The organism is Mesorhizobium sp. Root157, assembly GCF_001427385.1.
GTDB lineage: Bacteria > Pseudomonadota > Alphaproteobacteria > Rhizobiales > Rhizobiaceae > Mesorhizobium.
In genome coordinates this window covers 43,981-65,670 of the sequence record NZ_LMGJ01000001.1, presented here as the reverse complement: position 1 = coordinate 65,670, position 21,690 = coordinate 43,981, and the positions used below count along the sequence as shown (strand labels likewise).

Here is a 21,690-nt window from a genome sequence, read left to right as displayed (position 1 = left end):
GACGAAGGCGGAAAGAGCAGAACCAATGGCAGTCCTGGTAACTGGCGGCGCGGGCTATATCGGCAGCCACATGGTTTGGGAGTTGCTGGACGCCGGCGAAGACGTCGTTGTCGTCGACCGTCTTTCGACCGGCTTCGAGTGGGCGGTGGCGCCCGAGGCGAAGTTCGCGGTTGGCGATATTGCCGACAAGGAACTCGTCGCCGCCCTGATCCGCGAGCACAAGGTCGATGCCATCATCCACTTCGCCGGGTCGATCGTCGTGCCGGAATCCGTTTCCGACCCGCTCGCCTATTACGACAACAACACCTGCAAGACGCGCGCGCTGATCGAAACGGCGGTGCGCGCCGGGGTCGGCAATTTCATCTTCTCCTCGACCGCCGCCGTCTATGGCGGTGCCGGCATGGAACCGGTCGCGGAGGACGCCCGCCTCGCACCGGAATCGCCCTACGGCCTGTCCAAGCTGATGAGCGAATGGATGTTGCGCGATGCCGCTGCGGCCCACGGCCTCAACTATACGGCGCTGCGCTACTTCAATGTCGCCGGCGCCGATCCCAAAGGGCGCACCGGTCAATCGACACCGGGCGCAACGCATCTCATCAAGGTCGCCAGCGAGACGGCATTGGGCAAGCGACCGTTCATGCAGGTGTTCGGTACCGACTACGCGACGCCCGACGGCACCTGCATGCGCGACTATATCCATGTCAGCGATCTGGTGGCCGCCCATCGGCTTGCCTTGCAACGGCTGCGCACAGGCGGAAAGAGCCTCGTTGCCAATTGCGGCTACGGTCATGGCTATTCGGTGTTGCAGGTCATCGACAGTGTGCGCCGCGTCTTCGGCCAGGATTTCGATGTCAGGCTGGGAGAACGGCGAGCCGGCGATGCCGCTGCCGTGGTTGCCAATTCGGATATTGCCCGTCGCGAATTCGGCTGGGCACCTCAGCGCGACGACCTCGACGGGATCGTGCGCGATGCGCTGGCCTGGGAACGTATTCTAAGTGGCAAGAATTCATCGCGCGGCTGACGGCTTCTTGGCGCGGACATATCCACCGCTTCTCCACGCATGCCCTCGAAACGCGGGCAGGGACGCGCTAAGAAGGGGTGATCGCCCCGCGGAGAAGCTTCGGTTGCAAGCCCGCGTCGGCGCACAGGGGCTGCGATGAAAATACTTGTCTTGGGTGCCGGAGTGGTGGGCACGGCGGCGGCCTATTACCTCGCCTGCGATGGCCACGACGTGACCGTCATCGAGCGGCATCCGACCGCCGCGATGGGCACCAGCTATTGCAATGCGGGGCTGGTTTCGCCCGGCGATGCCACCGCCTGGGCCTCGCCGGCGGCGCTGAAGACGTTCGTGCGAGGCATCTTCAACCACGACCTCGGCATCAGGGTGAGGCTGCGTGCCGACCCCTATTTCTACCTCTGGAGCCTGCGCTTCCTGAGCCAATGCACGCCGGCACGGCTTCGCGCCAACACGGATGTGAAGCTGCGGCTGGCTCTCTATTCGCGCGATTGCATCAACGCGCTGTCGCAGGAAACAGGTATTTCCTATGACGAACGCAAGAAGGGCATCCTCTATTTCTTCCGCTCGCAGCAAAGCTTCGATCACGGGGCCGGGAACTACCGTTACCTGGCGGAGCGGGGCCTGCCGATCGAGATCGTCGGCCGCGACCGGGTGGCTGCGATCGAACCCGGCCTTGCTGGCGCAAAGGATCTGATTGCGGGCGGGATCTATTCGCCGATCGACCAGACCGGCGATTCCAGGCAGTTCGTCGGCAAGCTCGCCACCTATGCGGCCGAAAAGCTCGGCGTGAAGTTCCGGTTCAACACGACGGTCGAAGGCCTCGACATCGAGGGCAACGAGGTGCGCGCGGTGAAGACGTCGGCGGGGGTGCTCAGCGCCGATGCCGTCGTCATCGCCATGGGGCCGGAGAGCGGATTGCTCGGCCGCCGCTACGGCATCGACCTGCCTGTCTATCCGGTCAAGGGCTACGCGGCGACCATTCCACTTGAGGACGAAAGCAAGGGGCCGACCATGGGTGGGGCCGACGAAGATCGGCTGGTCGGCTATTCACGGCTTGGCAATCGGCTGCGGCTGTCCTGCACGGCGGAATTCACCGGCTTCGACCGCACCTTCAAGCCAAAGGACTTCGCCCCGATGTTCAAGACCGCGCATGAACTCTTCCCCGGTGCATTCGACGAGAAGAAAGCCGAGCTTTGGGCGGGCTTGCGGCCGATGATGCCGAATTCCGTGCCGGTGATCGGCAAGGCGCGCTACGCAAACCTCTATCTCGACACCGGCCACGGCCATGTCGGCTGGACCATGGCCTGCGGCTCGGGCAAGTTCCTTGCCGACCTGGTCGGCGGACGCAAGCCCGAGATCGATCCGGAAGGCCTTGTTTACCGCCGTTGAGACAGCCTCTCAGGTGATCTTGCCGAGCAGCCGCATCAGGGTTCCGATCTCGCGCGCGGTCAAAGGGGCAAGCGTTTCCTGCGTGATCTGTTCAGCCAGCGGGATCAGTCGCTCGATCATGGCGAAGCCTTCTGCGGTCAGCTTGACCATCAGAAGGCGCTTGTCCGCCTCATGCTTGCCGAAGTCGACGAGGCCACGCGCCTTGAGCCGATCGATGACGCCTTTCACCGTTGCCGCGTCCATGGCGATCAGCGCGCCGAGTTGGTTCTGCGATGTCTCGCCAATCTCATGCAGCTTGGCGAGTGCGGCGAATTGCGGTGGGGTCAGGTCGCTGATGCGTGCGGCAAAGATCGCCAGATGGCGCTGGTTGGCCTTGCGCAGGACGAACCCGACCTGCTCCTGCAGGTGGTAGTCGTCCATGGCGTCGTCGTTCGCCTCGACGAGCGCCGGCCCGGCGGTGCCGCTGCTCACCGCTGACCGTCCCACACCTTGATGTCCTTGACGGCAAGGCCGCCCATGCGGTCATGGATGCGCGGGCCGCAGCTCATGGCGAGGCAGAACAGGATTTCGTCCGGCCGCGGGCCGTCGGAAACGCCGACTTCGAAGGCGTCGAAATGGCTTCGCACATAGGCAGCGTTTATATGGCCGAGCGGCACGTCGAGGCGCGAGCCGAAAGCGCCGACCTTCATGGCCGACGGCACGATTGCCTTGGCTTCGCCAAGCCGCGCCCGCATGGCATAGCCGCCCGGAACATGCCACAGCGCGCCGTGCTCGATCTCCCCGTCGCTGCCGATGATCGCGCCCTTGCCGTAGCCGTCGATGGGCTTGATGTCGCCGCCCAGCGCTGCGATCAGCTTGTCGGTCAGCAACAGGCCGAGCGGCTTCAGGTCTTCCATCGCCGGCTGAAGTTCCTCGACGTAGCGTCCTGCGAACGGGTTCTTCACGATCGCCAGCGCAGCCGCGCGCCGGCGCGGTTCCTCTGCGGCCGGTCCGCCTTCGTGGAAGATGTCTTCCGTGAGCACCGCGATCTTGCGGATGGGAAATTCAGGCATGAAAAAGTTCCTTCGATTCATCGTGATTGAGAAAGAGCGTGGGCGAGCCGCACAAGCGAGCATCGCCTGCGAGGAAAAGTGCGGCAGCCCGGATCAAGCCGCGTCGGCGCAACGCATTGGCCACGGAAAGGCCGCTCTCCAGCGCGGTGTCGATTTCGGCTGCCGTCAATTTTCCGACATCGGTGGTGACCAACTGCCCGCCAAGATCGCTGTCGGGAGCAAGATCGCTCGCCGATGCGCGAACGACAGCCGGATGGCCGGGAAGGTCGACGGCGTTGGCAATCAGCGTCGCCGCTGCATCGGCTTGGGCCCCTGTGCGGGCCAGAACGGTGATGGCGTCGGCGATGCCAAGCGAAAACGACCGTCCGCGCCAGCCGCTCGTCGCGACGCCGCGCACGTCGTCTTCGGCATGGATGACAATCCTGTCGGCGAGACCGTGTCCGGTGCCGGCAATCGACAGCGACATCCCTTGTCCCGTAGCGAGATGAAGTGCGCTGTCGCCGCCGTTGTTCACATAGGCCTTTGCCAGCCTGCGCCCGGCGGTGAGCGTGGCCAGCATTTCGTCGGCTACCGAGCCGGCGACCGCCGCCATCGGCGTGATGAAGTCGCGCGACACCGGCACGACGGCAGCCTCCATGCGGCGCGCGGTCGGGCCCGCGAAGTGGCGTGGTGTTTTGCCAGCCGGGCGGCGCAGTTCGGCCAGTTCCTCGACAAGCTCCGGCAAGATCGTCTGGAAACGCGCCACCGCCTGGCGGTAGGCGGCTTGCCGCTCTGCCTCGTCGCCGAACGCTTCGACGATCAGGTCGATCGGCCCATGGTTGAGATGGAGCCGCTTGCCGTCCTGCAGCCAACTGGCTTGCGGGCCGTTCATCGCGGCGCGCCTTCATGTCGCCAAAGCTGCGCCAATGGCGGCCATGGATTACGTGACGGCGCGCCCAAGACATGGCGCGCGTTCAGATACTCGCCGCCATGGGCGACGATGTCGGCGATCGAGCGGATTTCCTTTTCATGCCCGCCAAGCTGGACATAGGTGTCGCGCCGCATGGTGAATTCGATCGGCGCCACCAGCGCCGGCGTCGGCACATAGCCGAAGGCGTTGTCCGGCACGCGGGTGACATCGACCATCAGGGTGATGCCGCCGCCGGGCCAGACGTAAACGGGTGCGCCGCCGACTGTCACATAGGTCTGCAGCCTGTGCACGGAGCGGGTGAGGTTGACCGGGTTTTCCGTAACGCCGGCGCGCAGCGACCCACCCGCGCCGCCGACGAAAAGGACGGTGCACAGCGCTGGCTCGCAGTTCTCCTCGATCAGCCGCACTGATTTGGCGAGCCTTTCGGGAAACGGCTTTTGAATGGGCTTCAGGTCGCCGTCCAGTTCGTAATAGGCAAATTGCTCGCCGGTGGTGGAAACCATCAGCATCGACAGGCCGGGCCGGGCACCTTTTTTGGCGTTCCATTCGCCAAGGATCGACAGAGGGTCGGAAATCGTTGTGCCGCCCCAGCCAAGCCCCGGCTCCGAAACCTTGAAGTAGCGCCCCGGCGTCGAGCGCCGCCCGACGATCCTGATGCCGGTATCTTGCCAATCCAGCACCTTGCCCGCCTGGTGTTCGGAAACGACACCGGTGATGTGGTCGTCGACCACCACAACCTCGTCCACCAGCCCCCGCCATTGCGTAGCGAACATGCCGATGGTGGCCGAGCCACAGCCGACGCGCATGCGCTGTTCGAGTTTGCCGTCGATGACCGGCGGCTTGCCGGCTTCCACGACCACAGTGGCGCCGCCTTCGATTGCAAGTTCCACCGGCTTCCTGTTGCACAGGTTGAGCAGTGCATCGCATGTGGCGCGGCCTTCCGCCTTGGAGCCGCCGGTGAGATGATGCACGCCGCCCAGCGACAGCATTTGCGAGCCGTATTCGCCGGTGGTGACGTGGCCGACCGCTTCGCCTTGCACCCTGACCGTTGCGGTTTCCGGGCCGAGATGGCGGTCGGTGTCGATTTTCACCTTGACGCCGCAATAGGAAAAAATACCCTCCGTCACCACAGTGACGAGGTCGACGCCCTCGACTTCTTGGCTGACGATGAAGGGGGCCGGCTTGTAGTCCGGATAGGTAGTGCCAGCACCGATCGCTGTGACGAAGCGGCGACCGGGATTGACCAGTTCGCCGTTCCAATCTTCGCCCTCGGCCACGAAGGGCACGACAGCGCCGCCGGTCTCGGCCATATGGTCGAGGATGGTCAGCGGGTCCAAGCGCACGATACGCCCGCCGACATTGCCGTAGCGATCGCAGGCGCCGGTGCGGCCCTCGGCGATGTAGCACATCACCGGACAGGCATCGCAGCGGATCTTCTCGGCGATCTGCTTCTCGCCCGATTCATGCGTTTCGAAGCGCTCGGAAAGCTCGCTCATGAGGTTGCTCTCGCCTTGATCGCCGCCATGATGCGCGACGGGGTTGCCGGCACCTTGGTGACAAGCACGCCCGTTGCATGGCGGATGGCGTTGAGGATGGCCGGCGCGGTCGGGATCAGCACATGTTCGCCGAGACCCTTGGCGCCGAACGGGCCTTCGCTGTCGGGGACTTCGACGAGGATCGACTCGATCGGCGGCACGTCGCCTATGGTCGGGATCAGATAGTCGTGCAAATTCTCCGTGCGGCCCGGAATATACTCTTCCATCAGCGCCATGCCGATCCCTTGCGCGATTCCGCCTTCGATCTGCCCCTCGACCATGACAGGATTGATCGCCTTGCCGACGTCGTGCGCGGCGGTGATCTTCACCAGCCTGACGGTGCCGAGCTTGAGATCGACCTCAAGCTCGGCGATCTGAGCGCCATAGCCGTAGACAGCATAGGGCTTGCCCTGGCCTTTCTCATCGAGCGGTGTTGTCGGAGGATCGTAACTCTCCGTCGCCTGGAAAACATAGCCGTCGGCGTTGGCTGGAAGTGCCGCAAGATCGATGCGCCGCACCGCCTCGCCTTCGCGCACCACAACCGTTCCGGCATTAAGGGCGAGTGTCGCCTTTGCCGAGACATTGGCGAAGCGCAGGATTTGGTCACGCAGCGACCGCCCGGCCTTTTCGGCGGCCTTGCCGGTGACGAAGGTCTGGCGCGACGCCGAGGTCTTGCCGGCATCGGGAGATATGGCGGTGTCGGCGCTGTTCAGGCGGAACGTTGCCAGCGGCAGGCCAAGTGCGTCGGCGCAGATCTGGGCAATGACGGTGTTCGAGCCCTGGCCTATGTCGACGGCGCCCTGATGCAGCACGACATGGCCGTCCGGCGATACCGCGACCTTGATGGTGGATGGATTGGGGAGCGAGGTGTTGCCGCAGCCGTACCAGCAGGAGGCAATCCCGACACCGCGCTTGACGGCGTCGTTGCAGGCATTGAAGGCGGTCGCATCGGCAAGGGCACGGGTCCAGTGCAGCGTCAGCGCTTCAAGGCAAGCGGCAATGCCGACGCTGGCGTCCATCACCTGCCCGGTGACGGTAACGGAGCCTTCGCGCAGACAGTTCTGCAGCCGGAAATCGAGCCGGTCCCTGCCCAGCCTGTCGGCGAGTTCGTCATACAGTGTCTCTTGCATGATGGTCGCTTGCGGCACGCCGAAACCGCGAAACGCGCCCGAAATCGGGCCGTTGGTGTGGATGGCGCGGCCGGTGGCGCGGTAGTTCGGCGTGACATAGGGACCGGAAGCATGGACCGGAACCCGGTTGGCGACGGTCGGCCCCCAGCTTGCATAAGCTCCGGTGTTGAAATCGCCGTCGAAGACCATGCCGCAGATGCGGCCATCGGTGTTGGTGCCAATGGTCGCCTTCATCGACGCCGGATGCCGCTTGGTGGTCGAAATCATGGATTCGTTGCGACTGTAGGCCAGCGCTGCCGGCCGCCCGGTTTTTAGTGCAACCAGCCCGATCAGCGGTTGCAGCGAGATATCGAGCTTGGAGCCGAAGCCGCCGCCGGTCGCGGTCGGCACGATTCGTACCTTTTCCGGCGCCAAAGCCAGCACCTTGGCGGTGTCGGCGCGGTCCATATAGGGCGCCTGCGTACAGGCGACGATCACCAGCGTGTTGCCGTCCATATAGGCATGGCCTGCTTCCGGCTCGATATAGGCGTGCTCGACATAAGATGTCTCGATCTCGCCCGAGACGATAAAACCTGCACCGGCAAGGGCTGTTCGCGGATCGCCATGCTCGACAAAGCCTTTTGTCAGGATGTTGCCCGCCCTGTTTTCATGGACGAGATGCGCGCCTTCGGCTTCCGCCTCGCCGGGCTGCAGCATATGCGGTAGTTCGGTCCATGTGATCGGAAAATCGGCAAGATCCAGATCGGCTATGGCATCGCGCTCGCCCGCGATCAGCGCAACCGCTTCACCGCGAAAGCGCACTTCCTGCTCGGCCAGAGCTGGCTGGTCGGCGAAGGGTGCGATAACGCCGAAGCGGTTGATGCCGGGAATGTCGGCAGCGGTGAAAACGCCGACGATGCCGGGATGTAGCTGTGTCCAGCCGTCGATATCGCCGAAACCAAAGCGTGCATGATAATGCGGCGAGCGCACGACGAGCACTGCAAGCGCATTTTCAGGAAACGCGTCCGCGCCGAATTTTTCGGCGCCGGTAACTTTTGCAGCGCCATCCAGCCGCACCGGGGACGCGCCAATGGCACAGCCGGTGGGGGGAAGCCGGAAGTCGATGCCCGCAGCAGGTTGCCGTTGCGGTGCCGCCATCACGGCGGCGATGATCTTGCGATAGCCGGTGCAGCGGCAAAGGATTCCGCCCAGCGCGTCCTGCACTTCAGCTTCGCTCGGCTCGGGCACACGCGCCAGCAGTGCGGTTGCCGCCACCAGAAGGGCAGGGGTACAGATACCGCATTGCGCCGCGCCATGTTCGAGAAACGAGGCTTGCAGCGCCGACAGGCTGCCGTTCGCCAGCCCTTCGACGGTCGTGATTTTCGTGCCGGTGGCGGAGGCAGCCGGCATCAGGCAGGCGCAGACGGGCTCCCCATCGACGAGGACCGTGCAGGCGCCGCAGTCGCCGGCGTCGCATCCCACTTTCACTCCGGTCAGATGCAGGTCGTCGCGCAGCACCGAACTCAGCCGCCGCACCGGCGAAACCGGCAGGGACACCGCAGCGCCGTTCACCTCGAACGCGGTCTGGGCGAGCCTCGGGTTCATGCCGCGGCCTTTTTGTCGGCCGTATCGACGATGGCCAATGCGGCGCGCGCCACGATCTCGCGGGCGGCGTCCAGCCTGTAGTTCGCCGTACCGCGCACATCGCCAATCGGCGCCAATTCCTCAATCGGCGCCTGCATGATGGCCGCTTCTATGGACCGGCCTGTCTTGCAGCCCCTCAACGCGGCTTCCACGCCGGCAAGCCGCTTGGCAACGGCCGAGCAGGCTCCTACTGCGATGGCCGCATCCGCAACGATGCCATCTTCGATGATCAGCCTAACTGCCGCCATGGCTATCGAGATGACGAGATAGCGTCGTGCGCCGAGCTTGTGGAAAGCGGATATTCCCACTGCTACCGACTTCGGAATGCGGATGGCGCAAACCATTTCGTCCGGTTGCAAGGCGGTTCGCCTGTTGCCGAGAATGAAGGCGCTGAGCGACAGGTAACGCGTCGCCTTGGCCGAACGCATTTCAACCTCGGCGTCGAGGATGAGCAGGGCCGGCACGCCGTCGGCCGCCGGTGAGGCGTTGCAGAGGTTGCCTGCCACGGTGGCAACGTTCTGGATCTGGCGGGACCCGACTTCGCGCGCCGCTTGCCTGAGTGCATCGAAGCAGCCGGGCAGGGGATGTCTTTCGATCTCTGCCCAACTCGTGCGCGCGCCGATCGTCCAATGGGAACTGGTCTCCAGGATGCCGCGCAACTCGGCCAATCCATTGATGTCGAGGATATTTTCGCGCAGCGGCTTGGTGCCTTGTGCGGGGTAGAAGTCGGTGCCGCCAGCCAGAATTCGCCAGTTGTCTTCCCCGAGCAGCGACAACGCCTCGGCGACCGTGGTGGGTTTTGCGTAACGGATCACGCCTTGCCTTCCCTTTGCCACGCAAGTGCTGGCCGTTCCCTTGGCCCAGCCGGCTTTCGGTGCCGGTCAAATTCATTCGTATGCAAATGATATCAAGCCGCTATCGATTGTCAAAGCGGCTTTTGGAATGTGGCTTTGAGGTTGACGTAGGCTTGCATCTGGTCAAGTTACAGCGGCCCCATCGGGGAGTTGTGCAATCGGTCCACAAGGAGGCTTCATGGCTAGCGAAGCGCTCGTCGTCATCGACATGCAAAATGATTTCTGTCCCGGCGGCGCACTGGCGGTCACGGGCGGCGATGAGATCGTGCCGCTGGTCAACGACATGATCCGCAATACCGAACATGTCGTCCTGACCCAGGACTGGCATCCGGCAGGCCATTCGAGTTTTGCGTCCAGCCATCCCGGCAGCAAGCCGTTCGAGGCGATCGCCATGTCTTATGGCGACCAGACATTGTGGCCGGATCACTGCATCCAGGGCAGCCTTGGCGCGGATTTTCATTCAGGCCTCGCCTGGGCCAAGGCAGAACTGGTCGTCCGCAAGGGCTTTCGTACGGCAATCGACAGCTATTCGGCCTTCTTCGAAAATGACCATGAGACGCCGACCGGATTGGCGGGCTATCTCAAGGAACGTGGCATCGGCACAATTACATTGGTCGGCCTTGCCACCGACTTTTGCGTTGCCTACTCGGCTCTGGATGCGGTGAAACATGGTTTTGCGACCACCGTGCGGATTGACGCCTGTCGCGGCATCGACCTCGACGGCTCGGTCGAGACCATGGTCGATCGCATGCGCCAGGCTGGCGTCAAGCTGGTCTAGGTTGGACAAGATTGAGTTGACGCCGCCAATTCCCGGCGGCGGTTATTTTGGGGAACGGACGGGGGACGAGTGCGTATTCTTGGAATTCTGACGGCCACCCTGGCCCTGACGGGCCTTGCCGCAAGCCCCGTTTTTGCCGCCGAAGCCCATGGCCTGCCGGGGACTGCAATGTCGCTTTGGTGGGCATTGCCGTTTGCCGGCTTGCTTTTATGCATCGCCACCGGGCCGCTGTTGTTTGCCCATTTCTGGGAGCACCATTACGGCAAGATCACCGCTTTCTGGTCTGCCCTTGTCGTCGTGCCTTTGGTCGTCGGCTACGGCATCCCGATCGCGGCGGAAGCTGTGCTGCACGCGGTGCTTCTGGAATACATGTCGTTCATCATCTTGCTGTTTGCCCTGTTCACCATTTCGGGCGGCATCCTGATCGCCGGCAACATCCACGGCACGCCGCTGGTCAACGCCGGCCTGCTGCTGATCGGCGCCATTCTGGCCTCGGTGATCGGCACGACCGGAGCCTCGATGGTCATGATCCGGCCAATCATCCGCGCCAACGACAACCGGCCAGTCAACGCGCATGTCGTGGTTTTCTTCATTTTCCTGGTGTCGAATATTGGGGGATCGTTGACGCCGCTCGGCGATCCGCCACTGTTCGTCGGCTTCCTGCGTGGCGTCGACTTCTTCTGGACCACGGTCCATATCCTGCCCGACACGCTGTTCGTCGGCGGACTGGTGTTGGCGGCGTTCGTCGTGCTCGACGTGATCCTTCACCGCGGCGAGCAGGGCGCGCCCAAGGTCAAGGATCCGACGCCCGATTCGAAGGTGCGCATCCGCGGCTTGCCGAATCTGCCGCTGCTTGCGGGCGTGATTGCTGCGATCCTGATGTCGGCTTCATGGAAGCCCGGCATCGCCTTCACCGTTCAGGGAGTCACGGTCGAGTTGCAGAACCTCGTTCGCGACGTCATCATCCTGGCGCTTGCCTTCGTCTCGCTTGCCGTGTCGCGCAAGGAGTATCGGATCGCGAACGGCTTCAACTGGGGGCCGATCGCCGAAGTCGCCAAGCTGTTCGCCGGTATCTTCATCTGCATCGTGCCGGTGGTGGCGATCCTGAGGGCCGGCCTGGACGGGTCACTCGGTCCGCTGGTGTCGCTGGTGACCTTGCCATCGGGCCAGCCAAACGACCTTGCCTATTTCTGGCTGACAGGAATGCTGTCGTCATTCCTCGACAATGCGCCGACCTATCTCGTCTTTTTCGAGATGGCTGGCGGCGATCCGCAGCATCTGATGAGCGAGTACGCATCGACGCTGGCCGCGATATCCGCGGGCGCTGTCTTCATGGGCGCCAACACCTATATCGGCAACGCGCCGAACTTCATGGTCTACGCCATTGCCAAGGACAAGGGCGTCAACATGCCGAGCTTCTTCGGCTATATGCTGTGGTCCGGTCTGGTGTTGATCCCGGTGTTTATCGTGTCGAGCCTGATCTTCTTTGGCTGAGTGGTGAAGCTCAGCCAACCCCGACATAGCGTTTCACGGCCGAAGGATCGGCCCGCAATTGCTCGACCTCGACCGTTTCGCGGTGGCGGCCGTTTTCGATGAACGAAACCCGGTCGGCGACCGACAGAACCGCGTCGACCCGTTGCTCGACCAGTATGGTGGAGACGCCGCGTTCGCGCAGTTGCGAAACCGCTTCGCGGATCTTCTGGATCATCGACGGCATCAGGCCTTCGGTGGGTTCGTCGAGAAGCAGCACTTGCGGTTCCACGCACAGCGCGCGCGCCATCGCCAGCATCTGCTGTTCGCCGCCCGACAAGGTGCCCGAGCGCTGCTTCAGCCGCTCCCTGAGCAAGGGAAACAGATCCAGCGCAGCTTCGCGGGTGGCACGGCCCCTGTGGCGTGCGTTGAGGCCGATCTCCAGGTTTTCGGCAACCGTCATTTCGGCAAACAGGCGTCGGCCCTGCGGCACATAGGCGATGCCGGCTTTCGGAACTTCATGCGCCGGCAAACCGGTCAACTCGGTGCCGTCGAGCATGATCGAACCTTGGCGGGCCGGCACCAGCCCCATGATCGCTTTCAGCGTCGTCGTCTTGCCGGCGCCGTTGCGGCCAAGCAGGCACAGGATCTCGCCCCTGCGCAAGGTAAGATCGAGACCGTGCAGCACCTGCACATCGCCATAAGAGCAGTCGAGCCCCGAGATGGTCAGCGCGTCAGCCATCGCTCGCCCCCAGATAGGCGCGCTGGACGGCGGTGTTGGCACGAATGGCCTCCGGCGTTCCTTCGGCCAAAACCTGTCCAGCGTCGAACACCGTGATGCGGTCGGCCAGTTCCATCACCACCGGCATGTTGTGTTCGATGATCAACACGGTGGCATCGCGGGCGATTTCTCGTACCAGTTCGATGAAGTTCTCTATCTCGCTGTCGGCCAATCCTTGCGTGGGTTCATCCAGCACCAGCAGGCGCGGTCTCAGCGCCAGGCCCATCGCCACTTCGAGCAGGCGCTGGTGGCCATAGGCGAGTTGGCCGGCGGGGAGGGTCGCGCGATCGGCCAGCCCGACGCGGTCGAGCGCCTCCATCACCCCCGCATGCACATGCCCCTTCGAGCGGCCGTCGGTCAGCGTGCGTTGCACCGGCAGGGCGACATTTTCATAGGCGCTGAGATTTGCGAAAATGCTGGTGATCTGGAACGTGTAGGCGATGCCCAGACGCACGCGCTTGTGCGCCGGCAGATTGGTGATGTCGGAGCCGTCGAAGACGATCATACCGCTTGACGGTTCGATGCGTCCGCATACGAGGCTGACGAAGGTGGTCTTGCCGGCACCGTTCGGGCCGATGACGGCGCGGATCTCTCCCGGCATCAGGGCGAAGTCGACATTGTCGACGGCGCGCAGGCCGCCGAAATGGCGTGACAAGCCCCTGGTGGTCATCAGCGGCATCATGGCAGCCACCGCAGCAAGCGCTGTCTGATCGTACCCAGGATGCCTTTCGGGAAGAACAGCACGAGCACGATCAGCGCGATGCCGACGATCAGCAGGTAGGCGGATGTATAGCTGCTGGTGATATCGACGACATAGTACATGAACAGCGTGCCGATGAGCGGTCCGAGCGTTGTTGCGGCCCCTCCTAAAAGCACCCACAGCAGCGGCAGGATCGAGTACTGCACCGATGCGAAATTGGCGCCGACATAACCGAACAACAGCGCATAGGCCCCGCCGGCGGCGGCGCAGATGACGCCGGAAACCACCATGGCGGTCAGTTTGTTGGTGAAAGTGTCGTAGCCCAGCATGCGCGTGCGCTCCTCATTCTCGCGAACGGCGATCAGCACGCGCCCGAAACGCGATCTAACGATGGCCAGCATCAGCAGCAGGACCACTGAAAACAGCCCGAGTGCAGTCATGTAGCGCACTGTAGGGTTGGTGAGGTCCAGCACCGTGTTGCCAAGTTGGATCACGCGCTCCTGCTGCTGGAGCACGAGACCCTGGTCGCCGCCGGTCAGCGGCGCAAAATAGAGGATGGCCAATGCGAGCACCTGGGCGAACATCATCGTGACGATCATGAAGGCGACGCCGGATGTGCGCAGCGCCAGCAGCCCGATCACCAGAGACAATGCCGCTCCGCAGAAAAGTGCCGCAACGAAGGCAAGAGGGACGGACAGGCCGTAATGGTGCACGCCAAGTCCAGCCCCGTAGAGCCCGGCCGCGAAGAACATGGCGTGCCCGAGGCTGAGCAGGCCGACATAGCCGAACAACAGATTGTAGCCCATGGCGAAGGTGGCGAGCACGAGGATGCGGGCCAGCAAGCCATGATGGTAGGCAGGCAGGACGAAATTGAGCCCGAACAGGAAGGCGACGACCGCCAGGTGCAGCGCGTAGGCTTTGGCCGGTGACGAACCTTCCGTCATTGCGCCGCCTTGCCGAACAGGCCGTGTGGGCGAAACACCAGAACCATCGCGACCAGCAAGGTGGCGATCATCTTGGCCAGTGTCGGCGAAAAGAACATCGAGATGACGCCATCCGAAACGCCGATCAGAACTGCCGCCACCACCGTGCCGCGCAATGAGCCCAGTCCACCGATAATGACCACGATGAAGGACAGCAGCAGCGGGTCCTGCCCCATGAGATAGTGCGCCTGGCTGATCGGCACGATCAGCACCGCAGCCACCGCGGCGAGCATGGCGCCCAGCGCGAACACACCGGCATAGACACGGTCGACCGGAATGCCGAAGGCCTGCGCCGTTTCGCGGTCATATTGCGTGGCGCGCATGATCAGGCCGGCTTTCGTGCGCGTCATGACCAGCCACGACAGGATGAGCAGCAGGGCCGAAGCGCCGATGATGGAAAGCTTGTAGCCGGAATAGCCGAACCAGGGCAACGAGATGCGCATGTTGAACGGCGGCGGGACGGGCCGCGCGTCCGCGCCGTAGAAGGTCAGCGCCAGTTGCTGGATGATGTAGAGCAGGCCGATCGTCGCGACGATGGTGGCCTCGGGATCGTAGTTCACCTTGCGCAGCACCAGCCGTTCGGCCGCCAGCGCCACCGCGCCGACAATCAGTGGGGCGAGCACGAGCGCCGCCATGAAGCCGATCGCCGGATTGCCGCCGATCGTGGTGGTGATTGCCCAGGCAAGCACGGCTCCCAGCATGAACAGTTCGCCATGCGCGACATTGACGACGCGCATGACGCCGAACACCAGCGACAGGCCGAGCGCCGTCAGGGCAAGCACGGCCGAGGTGACCAGCCCTTCCAGAACCGCCAGCAGAAGGTGAGGTCCAAAGGCCATTCAGTTGGGCTGCCCGATCGAAGCCAGTCGCGGCCGGATCACAGCGGCTGCGTGGTGTAGTCCGCCTCGGCCTCGTATTGGCCGTCTTCGATCGAGGTCTTGTGAACCACGGTGAGCTTGCCGCCTTCCAGCTTGGAGATGTTCTGCGTGCCGAAGACCTGGTGGATCTTGCCGTTGAAGACCTTCTTGCCCTGCGGATGCTCGGGCCCCTCGGCAAACTCGGTCAGCGCCTCGGTGGCCTCGATCAGCTTGGCGCGGTCTTCAGGCCCCTTGTAGCCGCTGTCTTCCATCGCCTTCTTGATGACGTAGAGCGTTTCCCAGCAGCCGAACATGTGGGCCGCGGTCGAAACGTCCTTGGGGTCGCTCACCGAAGCGCCATTGTCGTCGATGCCGACTGCGGCCCGGTAGGCTTTCATCGCGTCGCTGTCGTCGGCCTGCGCATAGCGCGGCGCGCCTTCCCAGAAGTGGCTGCCGTCAAGATAGTCGAGGCCGGGGCTGTTGATGTCCACCGCTTCCAGCGAATCGATGAAGCCGAACAGCTTGGGGCCGTTGGAGCCATAGAATTCGCCCAGTTCCTTGACGAAAGTGAGCACCGCCGGGCCGACCATGACGTGATAGATGACGTCGGTATCGGCAGGAATCTGCGGGAAGTATTTGGTGAACGAGCTTTCCGTCGGCGGGATGGCGATCTGGGCGATGATTTCGGCGCCGGCCTTTTTCAATGCGGGCGGCAGGTAGTCGCGATGATCGTAGCCGAAGGCATAGTCCGGAAACACCATGGTGACCTTCTTGCCGGCATTGGCCGCGATCCACGGCGCCACCGACGTCACCTGCGCGCGCACGTCGGTGATGCCCGGCTGCAGGCAGTAGCGGTTCAGTTTGCCGGAGGCGACGTGGTAGCCTTCGCTCACCACATAATAAGGGATTTTCAGTTCGCCGGCGGTAGGCGCCGAGCCGATGACCACGTTGGAGAACAACGTGCCATAGATGATGTCGGTCTTGTGCTGGTTGGCGAACTTGCCGACCACTTCGGCGCCGCGCCCGGCATCGGTGCCGTCGTCCTCGATGATGATTTCGACCTGGCGTCCATTGATGCCGCCGGCCTCGTTGATCAGCTTGATCGCGGCATTGGTGGTCTTTTCGTACCAGCGGCCATAGGCGGCGCCGATGCCGGTGCGATGGCACTGGAAGCCGATCTTGATCGGGGCGGAGCTTTGCGCCTGTGCATACCGAACGAAACCAGGAGCGACCACGCCGGCACCGGTGGCGGCGAGACCCTTGATCACTGTCCGGCGCGTAATGCCTGTCTTGCCGAGGTCGAAAAATCCTTGCCGATCAGTCATGGCGTCGTTCCCTGTTTTCAGTTGTGGCATTGATTGAAGTGCGAAAATTGCGCCGGTTGCAAACGGGAAAAATCATGTGGGCGAAAGCTAAACCATCAAAGCCGGAACATGGCAAGAAACCATTGCGCGAAGCCCCGGAGCGCTTCCGCGCGCCTAACCGGCAGTCGGCGTCGCCAGCAGCCACAATCCGAAAACCGTGTAGCCGATCATCAGCAAGGTGAGCGGAAACTGGCTCAGAGCCGCCTTGCGGGAATCGGGATGCAAGTGAAACGCAAGCCCGTGCGCGACAAGAACCGCAAGCATGTGGCCGGTTATGATGGCGCTGGCCTGAATATTCCACAGGATCCACGCCGATGCCGCGCCGGCGGCGATGCCGGCCTGGATCTGCATATGCGCCGTGCCGAACAGGTTCCAGCCTCGTCCAAACGGGTCCGAGAGCGCGGCGATCGCATATTGTCCGTCGACCAGCAGCGAGGTCAGGTAGTGGGCTATGTGATAGGCAAGCGCGATCGGCACGAGCGACCAGACCAGAAGCCCGGCACTTGCCCGTGAGGGGGAGTTGTCGCCCGCCATCCTTTGCCCGGCGAAAACGGCTAGCAGGAACACCGTTGCGAGAGCGGCAAAGGTCAGCAAAAGGCCGGTGGAACTGATGCCGATCAGTGCCGTGCGGCCCGGAAATTCCAATGGGTTGATGCCGTTGAGGCCGAGCCAGAAAAAGGTTTTCGACAGGCCATCGAACGAGACTGACGACAGCGCCAGCAGGATGAAGGCGACGCCGCTCGGCGGCAGTGTTTCAGCATCGAGAAGCCGGGCGCTCGGCCAACATAGCCGCAAGCGGTTTGCACGATCCCGTTCCGTCAGGGCAAAGCGAGACACAATGGCGAAAAATACCGACAGGAACTCGCCGCGGCGGCTCCACTCGCCATATCCGAACACCAGCATGGCAGCGAAGCTCGCGAGCCAATAGAGGCCGGCTGCCAACGCCAGGCGGGCCGGGTCGTCCGGCGCCGGATCGACCAGTTCGAACCATGCGAAGGTAAACAGCAGCGCCACCGCCGGCCAGCAGCCGAGCCGATGAGGAAGTTGGGTTTTCCCATCCGAACCGCCTGTCAGCCGCATGGCAAGCCGATACGGCCCGTACCATGGATTGAGCCACGACCAGAGATTGCCGAACAGGCCGTGCAACAGCGTCAGCCCGACCCACATCAGTGTCCAGATACTGAGGGGCAGGGGGTTGGACAGCGGGTCGCGGCTGCCGAACAGGCCAGCCGCAATCAGGCCGGCAAAGCAGATGAAGCAAAACAGGCTGACAAGCGGACGAAGGCCGTCCGACCAGTGAAACAATGTCAGGCGCTTGCGCCAAAGCCGTTCCAGCAGATCGGGCGGCAACAAAGCAAGAACGAGAAAGGACGCCCCAACCGCGAATGCGCCTCCAACGGCATAGTAGCCGGTCGGCAGAAGCAGCACATGGCCACGATCCGATGCATGGGCGAGGGCAGGCGTCGGCACGGATGCGACGGCCAAAAGGAAGAAATACGCGATCGGCGCTGCCCGGAAGGATCGGCGCGCCATGGGGTGCGGACCAGACTTCATCGCAACCGGATTGCGCAGGCCTTCGTCACACCTTCACCAATTGCCTGACGCGATCCTTTTCACCGAAGATGCGCAAATAGCGCGCGATTTCGGCCTTGTCGCCGGTGGCTTTTTCGGGGTTGTCAGAGAGCTTTACGGCTGGTCGCCCGTTGGCTTCGGTGACCTTGCACACCAGCGATATCGCGTTCAGCCGATCGGTCGGTACCGGAGCGCAATCCTCGAAGTCGTTGGTCAGGTTGGTGCCCCAGCCGAAGGCCATGCGCACCTTGCCGTGGAAATGCCGGTAAGCCTCGACGATGGTCTCGACTTCCAGTCCATCGGAAAAGATTAGGATCTTGTTCCTGGGGTCCTTCCCCTTCTCGCGCCACCACGTCATGATCTTTTCGCCGCCTTCGATGGGAGGCGCGCTATCGGGCCGGAAGCCGGTCCAGTCGGCCACCCAGTCCGGCGCATCGCGCAGGAAGGCAGCAGTCCCGAACGCGTCCGGCAGCACGATCAGCAAATTGCCGCCATAGTAGCGCTGCCAGTCCTGCAACACCTTGTAGGGCGCTTCTCGCAATTCCGCCTCGCTGTCGGCCAGTGCGGCGAGCACCATGGGCAGTTCGTGCGCATTGGTGCCGACGGCCTCGAGGTCGTTGTCCATGGCCAGCAGCACGTTGGAGGTGCCGGTGAAGGAATCGCGGATACCTTCCTTCAGGGCCTCGACGCACCAGCGCTGCCACAGGAAGGAATGACGCCGCCTTGTGCCGAAATCCGAAATATTGATATCGGGCAGCTTCTTGAGCTGTTCGGTCTTGGCCCACATCTTTGACTTGGCGCGCGCATAGAGAACGTCGAGCGCAAACGGTCCGAATGCCTTCATTGCCGAGCGCGAGCGCAGTTCGTTGATGATGGCCAGTGCCGGGATTTCCCAAACCGTCGTGTACATCCACGGACCGGGGAAGGTCAGTTCGTACTGGCCGTCGCGCTTGGCAAGGTGGTAGTCGGGAAGCTGGAAATCTTCCAGCCAGGCGAGGAATTCCGGCTCGAAAATCTGCTTGCGGCCGTAGAAGGTGTTGCCGCCCAGCCAGATCATTTCCTTCTTGGAAAAGCGCAGGGTTCGCGCATGGTCGAGTTGCTCGCGCAATTCCCCTTCGTCGATCTCATCGGCCAGGCGAACGGAGGTCGTGCGGTTGATGAGCGAGAAGGTGGCGTCGACCTTGGGATACATGCCCCAGATCATCTGCAGCATCAAAAGCTTGTAGAAATCCGTGTCGAGCAGGCTGCGCACGATCGGATCGAGCTTCCAGGTGTGGTTGTAGACGCGCCGCGCAATGTCAGTCTTGGCCATGAGTCAAGGTTGCCTTCGCTGCTCGGAACAGGGTCCGCCCATCAGCCTCATAGCATCGATTTTTCCAAAGCGCTGCCCGCTTTCGGCTTGGCCCGATAAAAAGAACGGCGTGCAACCGCAACGACTTAGGTCGTCATCAGGCTCAGGACTTGGCTTGCTGGCCGGGCTTCGAGACCTGCCGCTTGCGGCGCATGCCGGCGCGCGCCGCCACCGTTGCTGTCGGCCTGTCGTCGGCTTCCCCCTTTTCGGCGAACAGCCAGTCGATGAAAACCTGTACGATCGGAGCGGAGCGCATTTCGTTGCGGCAGATCACGTAGAAGTCGTCGACCGCCGGCACCGACAGCCCGAACGGCGCCACCAATTGCCCGCGCGCCAACAAATCGCTTGCCGTCACCGTGTCGCCGAGCGCCACGCCGTTTCCATGCAAGGCAGCACCTATCGAAAGATGGGCGTCGCTGAAATGCTGCCGTCGGCCGCGCCCCAGATCCAGCGCGTCGGCTGCGGCCAGCCATGTGTGCCATTCGCGACCGTCGTCGCCATGCAGGATAACGTGGTTGGCGAGGTCGCGGATGGTGCGCAGCGGGCGGGTGTTGATCAGCGTCGGGCTGACCACCGGAAACAGTTCGAGGCCTGACCATTTGCGCAGCCAGCAGTCGCTCCAACCGCCGTTGCCGTAATGCAGGCACAGGTCGATGTCGGGCGAACGGATGTCCTGCGCATCGTTGGAGCCGTTCAGCGTCAGCCGGATGTCCGGATATTGCGACGTGAAGCTGCCAAGGCGCGGGATCACCCACAGCGACAGCAGCGCGGGCACGCAGGAAAGCGACAGCGTGCCGGTGCTGGCCGGCCTTGTCAGGCGCTGCGTTGCGGCAGCTATCCCGTCAAAGGCATTGGAGATCGCCGGCAGGAGTTCGGCGCCGTGTGGGGTGAGCTTGAGGCGCTGGCCCGCCCGCTCGAACAATTTGACGCCGAGCGACTGTTCCAGCGCCTTGATCTGGTGGCTGATCGCTCCATGCGTCACGTGGAGTTCACCCGCCGCCTTGGTCAGCGAGGAGTGGCGGGCCGTGGCTTCGAAGGCACGAAGAGGATTTAGGGGAGGCAATCGCTTCGCCATCGTTTCAATCCCTCGCCGCAATTCTCTATTTGTTAGTTTTTCTCACAACATCACCTATAACAATATCAATTGATTTTCCATTCGCCCTCTCCGACAATCGCACGATCATCGGACAATACGGCATCGAAGGCTGCCAATGCCTTCCACGCGGGTTCGTGCATGCCGTGTCTCAGGGAGGAGATGCGAAGATGGGCTTCAATCAATCAAAGCTCGATGCGCTGCGCGCCAAATATGGCGAGGCACACGGCGGCGAATTGTTCGACCCGAAGTTCCGCCGCGTCGCCGACAAGATCTTTTCCAAGAGCGGCACGCGGGTAGCGCCCTATGCGGGCATGCCGACCCTTCTTGACGCCCCTTACCGTGAAATCTCGGTGGAAAATCCGGATTTCGGCGACCTTCAGGTCGCGATGATCGGCATCCCGATGGACCTCGGCGTGACCAATCGCACCGGCTCGCGCTTCGGGCCGCGCGCCCTGCGGTCCATCGAGCGCATCGGCCCCTACAACCACGTGCTCGATTGCGCGCCCACCTATGAACTGAAGGTCGCCGACATCGGCGACGTTCCGTTCCAGAGTCGCTACCGGCTCGAACTCAGCCATGACGACATCGAAAAGCGCATCAACCAGGTTGTCGATGCCGGCGTCATCCCGTTGTCGGTCGGCGGCGACCATTCCGTCAGCCACCCGATCCTCAAGGCGGTCGGCAAGAACCGGCCGGTCGGCATGATCCATATCGACGCCCATTGCGACACCGGCGGCGCCTACGATCTGACCAAGTTCCACCATGGCGGTCCGTTCCGCAACGCGGTGCTGGACGGCGTGCTCGACCCGACCCGCACCATCCAGATCGGCATTCGCGGCTCGTCGGAATATCTGTGGGAATTCACTTACGAATCCGGCATGACCGTCATCCATGCCGAGGAAGTCACCGGCCTCGGTATTCCAGCCGTGATCGAGCGTGCAAGGAAGATCGTCGGCGACGGCCCGACCTATCTTTCCTTCGACATCGACAGCCTCGATCCTTCCTTCGCGCCCGGCACGGGAACGCCGGAGGTGGGGGGGCTCACCACGCGCGAGGTGCTGGAGATCCTGCGCGGCCTGAAGGGCGTGAACCTCGTCGGCGGCGACGTGGTCGAGGTCGCGCCGCAATATGACGCGACCACCAATACCGCTCATGCGGGCGCGCAGGTGCTGTTCGAGATTCTGAGCCTGATGGTGTTCAGCCCGGCCCTGCAAGGCGGTCGGTGAC

19 protein-coding genes are annotated in these 21,690 nt (G+C 63.0%); 5 read left to right on the top strand and 14 right to left on the bottom strand.

Translation table 11 applies throughout. From position 1 onward, the window contains the following. Positions 1–25: 25 nt before the first annotated feature. Both galE and ASD64_RS00295 read left to right on the top strand, forming a co-directional pair. Positions 26–1,021, top strand: coding sequence for a UDP-glucose 4-epimerase GalE (galE, locus tag ASD64_RS00300; RefSeq protein WP_056098946.1), 996 nt, complete (start codon positions 26–28; stop codon positions 1,019–1,021). Between the two features lie 135 nt (positions 1,022–1,156). Then, on the top strand, positions 1,157–2,407 hold the full coding sequence (locus ASD64_RS00295) for a D-amino acid dehydrogenase (RefSeq protein ID WP_056098943.1): 1,251 nt from the start codon (positions 1,157–1,159) through the stop codon (positions 2,405–2,407). A 9-nt stretch (positions 2,408–2,416) separates the two neighbouring features. On the opposite strand, the gene ASD64_RS00290 is transcribed toward ASD64_RS00295, so the two are convergent. From ASD64_RS00290 to ASD64_RS00265, 6 genes are read right to left on the bottom strand one after another with little or no spacing between them, the layout of a single operon-like run. Then, on the bottom strand, positions 2,417–2,827 hold the full coding sequence (locus tag ASD64_RS00290; protein WP_056100107.1) for a MarR family winged helix-turn-helix transcriptional regulator: 411 nt from the start codon (positions 2,825–2,827) through the stop codon (positions 2,417–2,419). A gap of 47 nt (positions 2,828–2,874) precedes the next feature. Further along, complete coding sequence (locus ASD64_RS00285; protein WP_056098939.1) at positions 2,875–3,459, bottom strand: amino acid synthesis family protein; 585 nt, start codon at positions 3,457–3,459, stop codon at positions 2,875–2,877. Then, on the bottom strand, positions 3,452–4,330 hold the full coding sequence (locus ASD64_RS00280; protein ID WP_056098936.1) for a UPF0280 family protein: 879 nt from the start codon (positions 4,328–4,330) through the stop codon (positions 3,452–3,454). The genes ASD64_RS00285 and ASD64_RS00280 overlap by 8 nt, the downstream gene beginning before the upstream one ends. Further along, complete coding sequence (locus ASD64_RS00275) at positions 4,327–5,865, bottom strand: hypothetical protein (protein WP_056098934.1); 1,539 nt, start codon at positions 5,863–5,865, stop codon at positions 4,327–4,329. Before ASD64_RS00275 ends, ASD64_RS00280 begins: the two co-directional genes overlap by 4 nt. Next, positions 5,862–8,618, bottom strand: a complete 2,757-nt coding sequence (locus ASD64_RS00270) for a molybdopterin-dependent oxidoreductase (protein ID WP_056098931.1) — start codon at positions 8,616–8,618, stop codon at positions 5,862–5,864. Before ASD64_RS00270 ends, ASD64_RS00275 begins: the two co-directional genes overlap by 4 nt. Next, positions 8,615–9,472, bottom strand: coding sequence for an FAD binding domain-containing protein (locus ASD64_RS00265; protein ID WP_056098927.1), 858 nt, complete (start codon positions 9,470–9,472; stop codon positions 8,615–8,617). Before ASD64_RS00265 ends, ASD64_RS00270 begins: the two co-directional genes overlap by 4 nt. Positions 9,473–9,689: 217 nt before the next feature. On the opposite strand from ASD64_RS00265, the gene pncA reads away from it, so the two are divergent. Then, positions 9,690–10,289, top strand: coding sequence for a bifunctional nicotinamidase/pyrazinamidase (gene pncA / locus ASD64_RS00260; RefSeq protein WP_056098923.1), 600 nt, complete (start codon positions 9,690–9,692; stop codon positions 10,287–10,289). A 168-nt stretch (positions 10,290–10,457) separates the two neighbouring features. Then, positions 10,458–11,783, top strand: coding sequence for a sodium:proton antiporter (locus ASD64_RS00255; RefSeq protein WP_082549818.1), 1,326 nt, complete (start codon positions 10,458–10,460; stop codon positions 11,781–11,783). Positions 11,784–11,793: 10 nt separating this feature from the next. Here ASD64_RS00255 and ASD64_RS00250 read toward each other — a convergent pair whose 3' ends face one another. From ASD64_RS00250 to gcvA, 8 genes are all read right to left on the bottom strand, one after another. Next, complete coding sequence (locus tag ASD64_RS00250) at positions 11,794–12,501, bottom strand: ABC transporter ATP-binding protein (RefSeq protein ID WP_056098918.1); 708 nt, start codon at positions 12,499–12,501, stop codon at positions 11,794–11,796. Further along, entirely contained in the window at positions 12,494–13,222 is a 729-nt protein-coding gene (locus ASD64_RS00245) for an ABC transporter ATP-binding protein (RefSeq protein ID WP_056100101.1), read from the bottom strand. Before ASD64_RS00245 ends, ASD64_RS00250 begins: the two co-directional genes overlap by 8 nt. Then, the gene (locus tag ASD64_RS00240) at positions 13,219–14,184 is read right to left on the bottom strand and encodes a branched-chain amino acid ABC transporter permease (protein WP_056098915.1); all 966 of its coding nucleotides are present in this window, start codon (positions 14,182–14,184) and stop codon (positions 13,219–13,221) included. Before ASD64_RS00240 ends, ASD64_RS00245 begins: the two co-directional genes overlap by 4 nt. Beyond that, a complete protein-coding gene (locus ASD64_RS00235) occupies positions 14,181–15,062 on the bottom strand; it encodes a branched-chain amino acid ABC transporter permease (RefSeq protein ID WP_056098913.1) in 882 nt (293 codons plus the stop codon). The genes ASD64_RS00240 and ASD64_RS00235 overlap by 4 nt, the downstream gene beginning before the upstream one ends. Before the next feature lie 38 nt (positions 15,063–15,100). Continuing rightward, entirely contained in the window at positions 15,101–16,405 is a 1,305-nt protein-coding gene (locus ASD64_RS00230; RefSeq protein WP_056100098.1) for an ABC transporter substrate-binding protein, read from the bottom strand. A 153-nt stretch (positions 16,406–16,558) separates the two neighbouring features. Then, the gene (locus ASD64_RS00225; RefSeq protein WP_056098910.1) at positions 16,559–17,977 is read right to left on the bottom strand and encodes a hypothetical protein; all 1,419 of its coding nucleotides are present in this window, start codon (positions 17,975–17,977) and stop codon (positions 16,559–16,561) included. A 46-nt stretch (positions 17,978–18,023) separates the two neighbouring features. Next, positions 18,024–19,328 (bottom strand): nicotinate phosphoribosyltransferase, encoded by a 1,305-nt coding sequence (gene pncB / locus ASD64_RS00220; RefSeq protein WP_056098906.1) that lies wholly within the window; start codon positions 19,326–19,328, stop codon positions 18,024–18,026. 142 nt (positions 19,329–19,470) lie between these two features. Then, complete coding sequence (gene gcvA / locus ASD64_RS00215) at positions 19,471–20,442, bottom strand: transcriptional regulator GcvA (protein WP_056098904.1); 972 nt, start codon at positions 20,440–20,442, stop codon at positions 19,471–19,473. A 188-nt stretch (positions 20,443–20,630) separates the two neighbouring features. On the opposite strand from gcvA, the gene speB reads away from it, so the two are divergent. Then, positions 20,631–21,689, top strand: coding sequence for an agmatinase (gene speB, locus ASD64_RS00210; RefSeq protein WP_056098901.1), 1,059 nt, complete (start codon positions 20,631–20,633; stop codon positions 21,687–21,689). The last annotated feature ends 1 nt before the right edge of the window (position 21,690 follow it).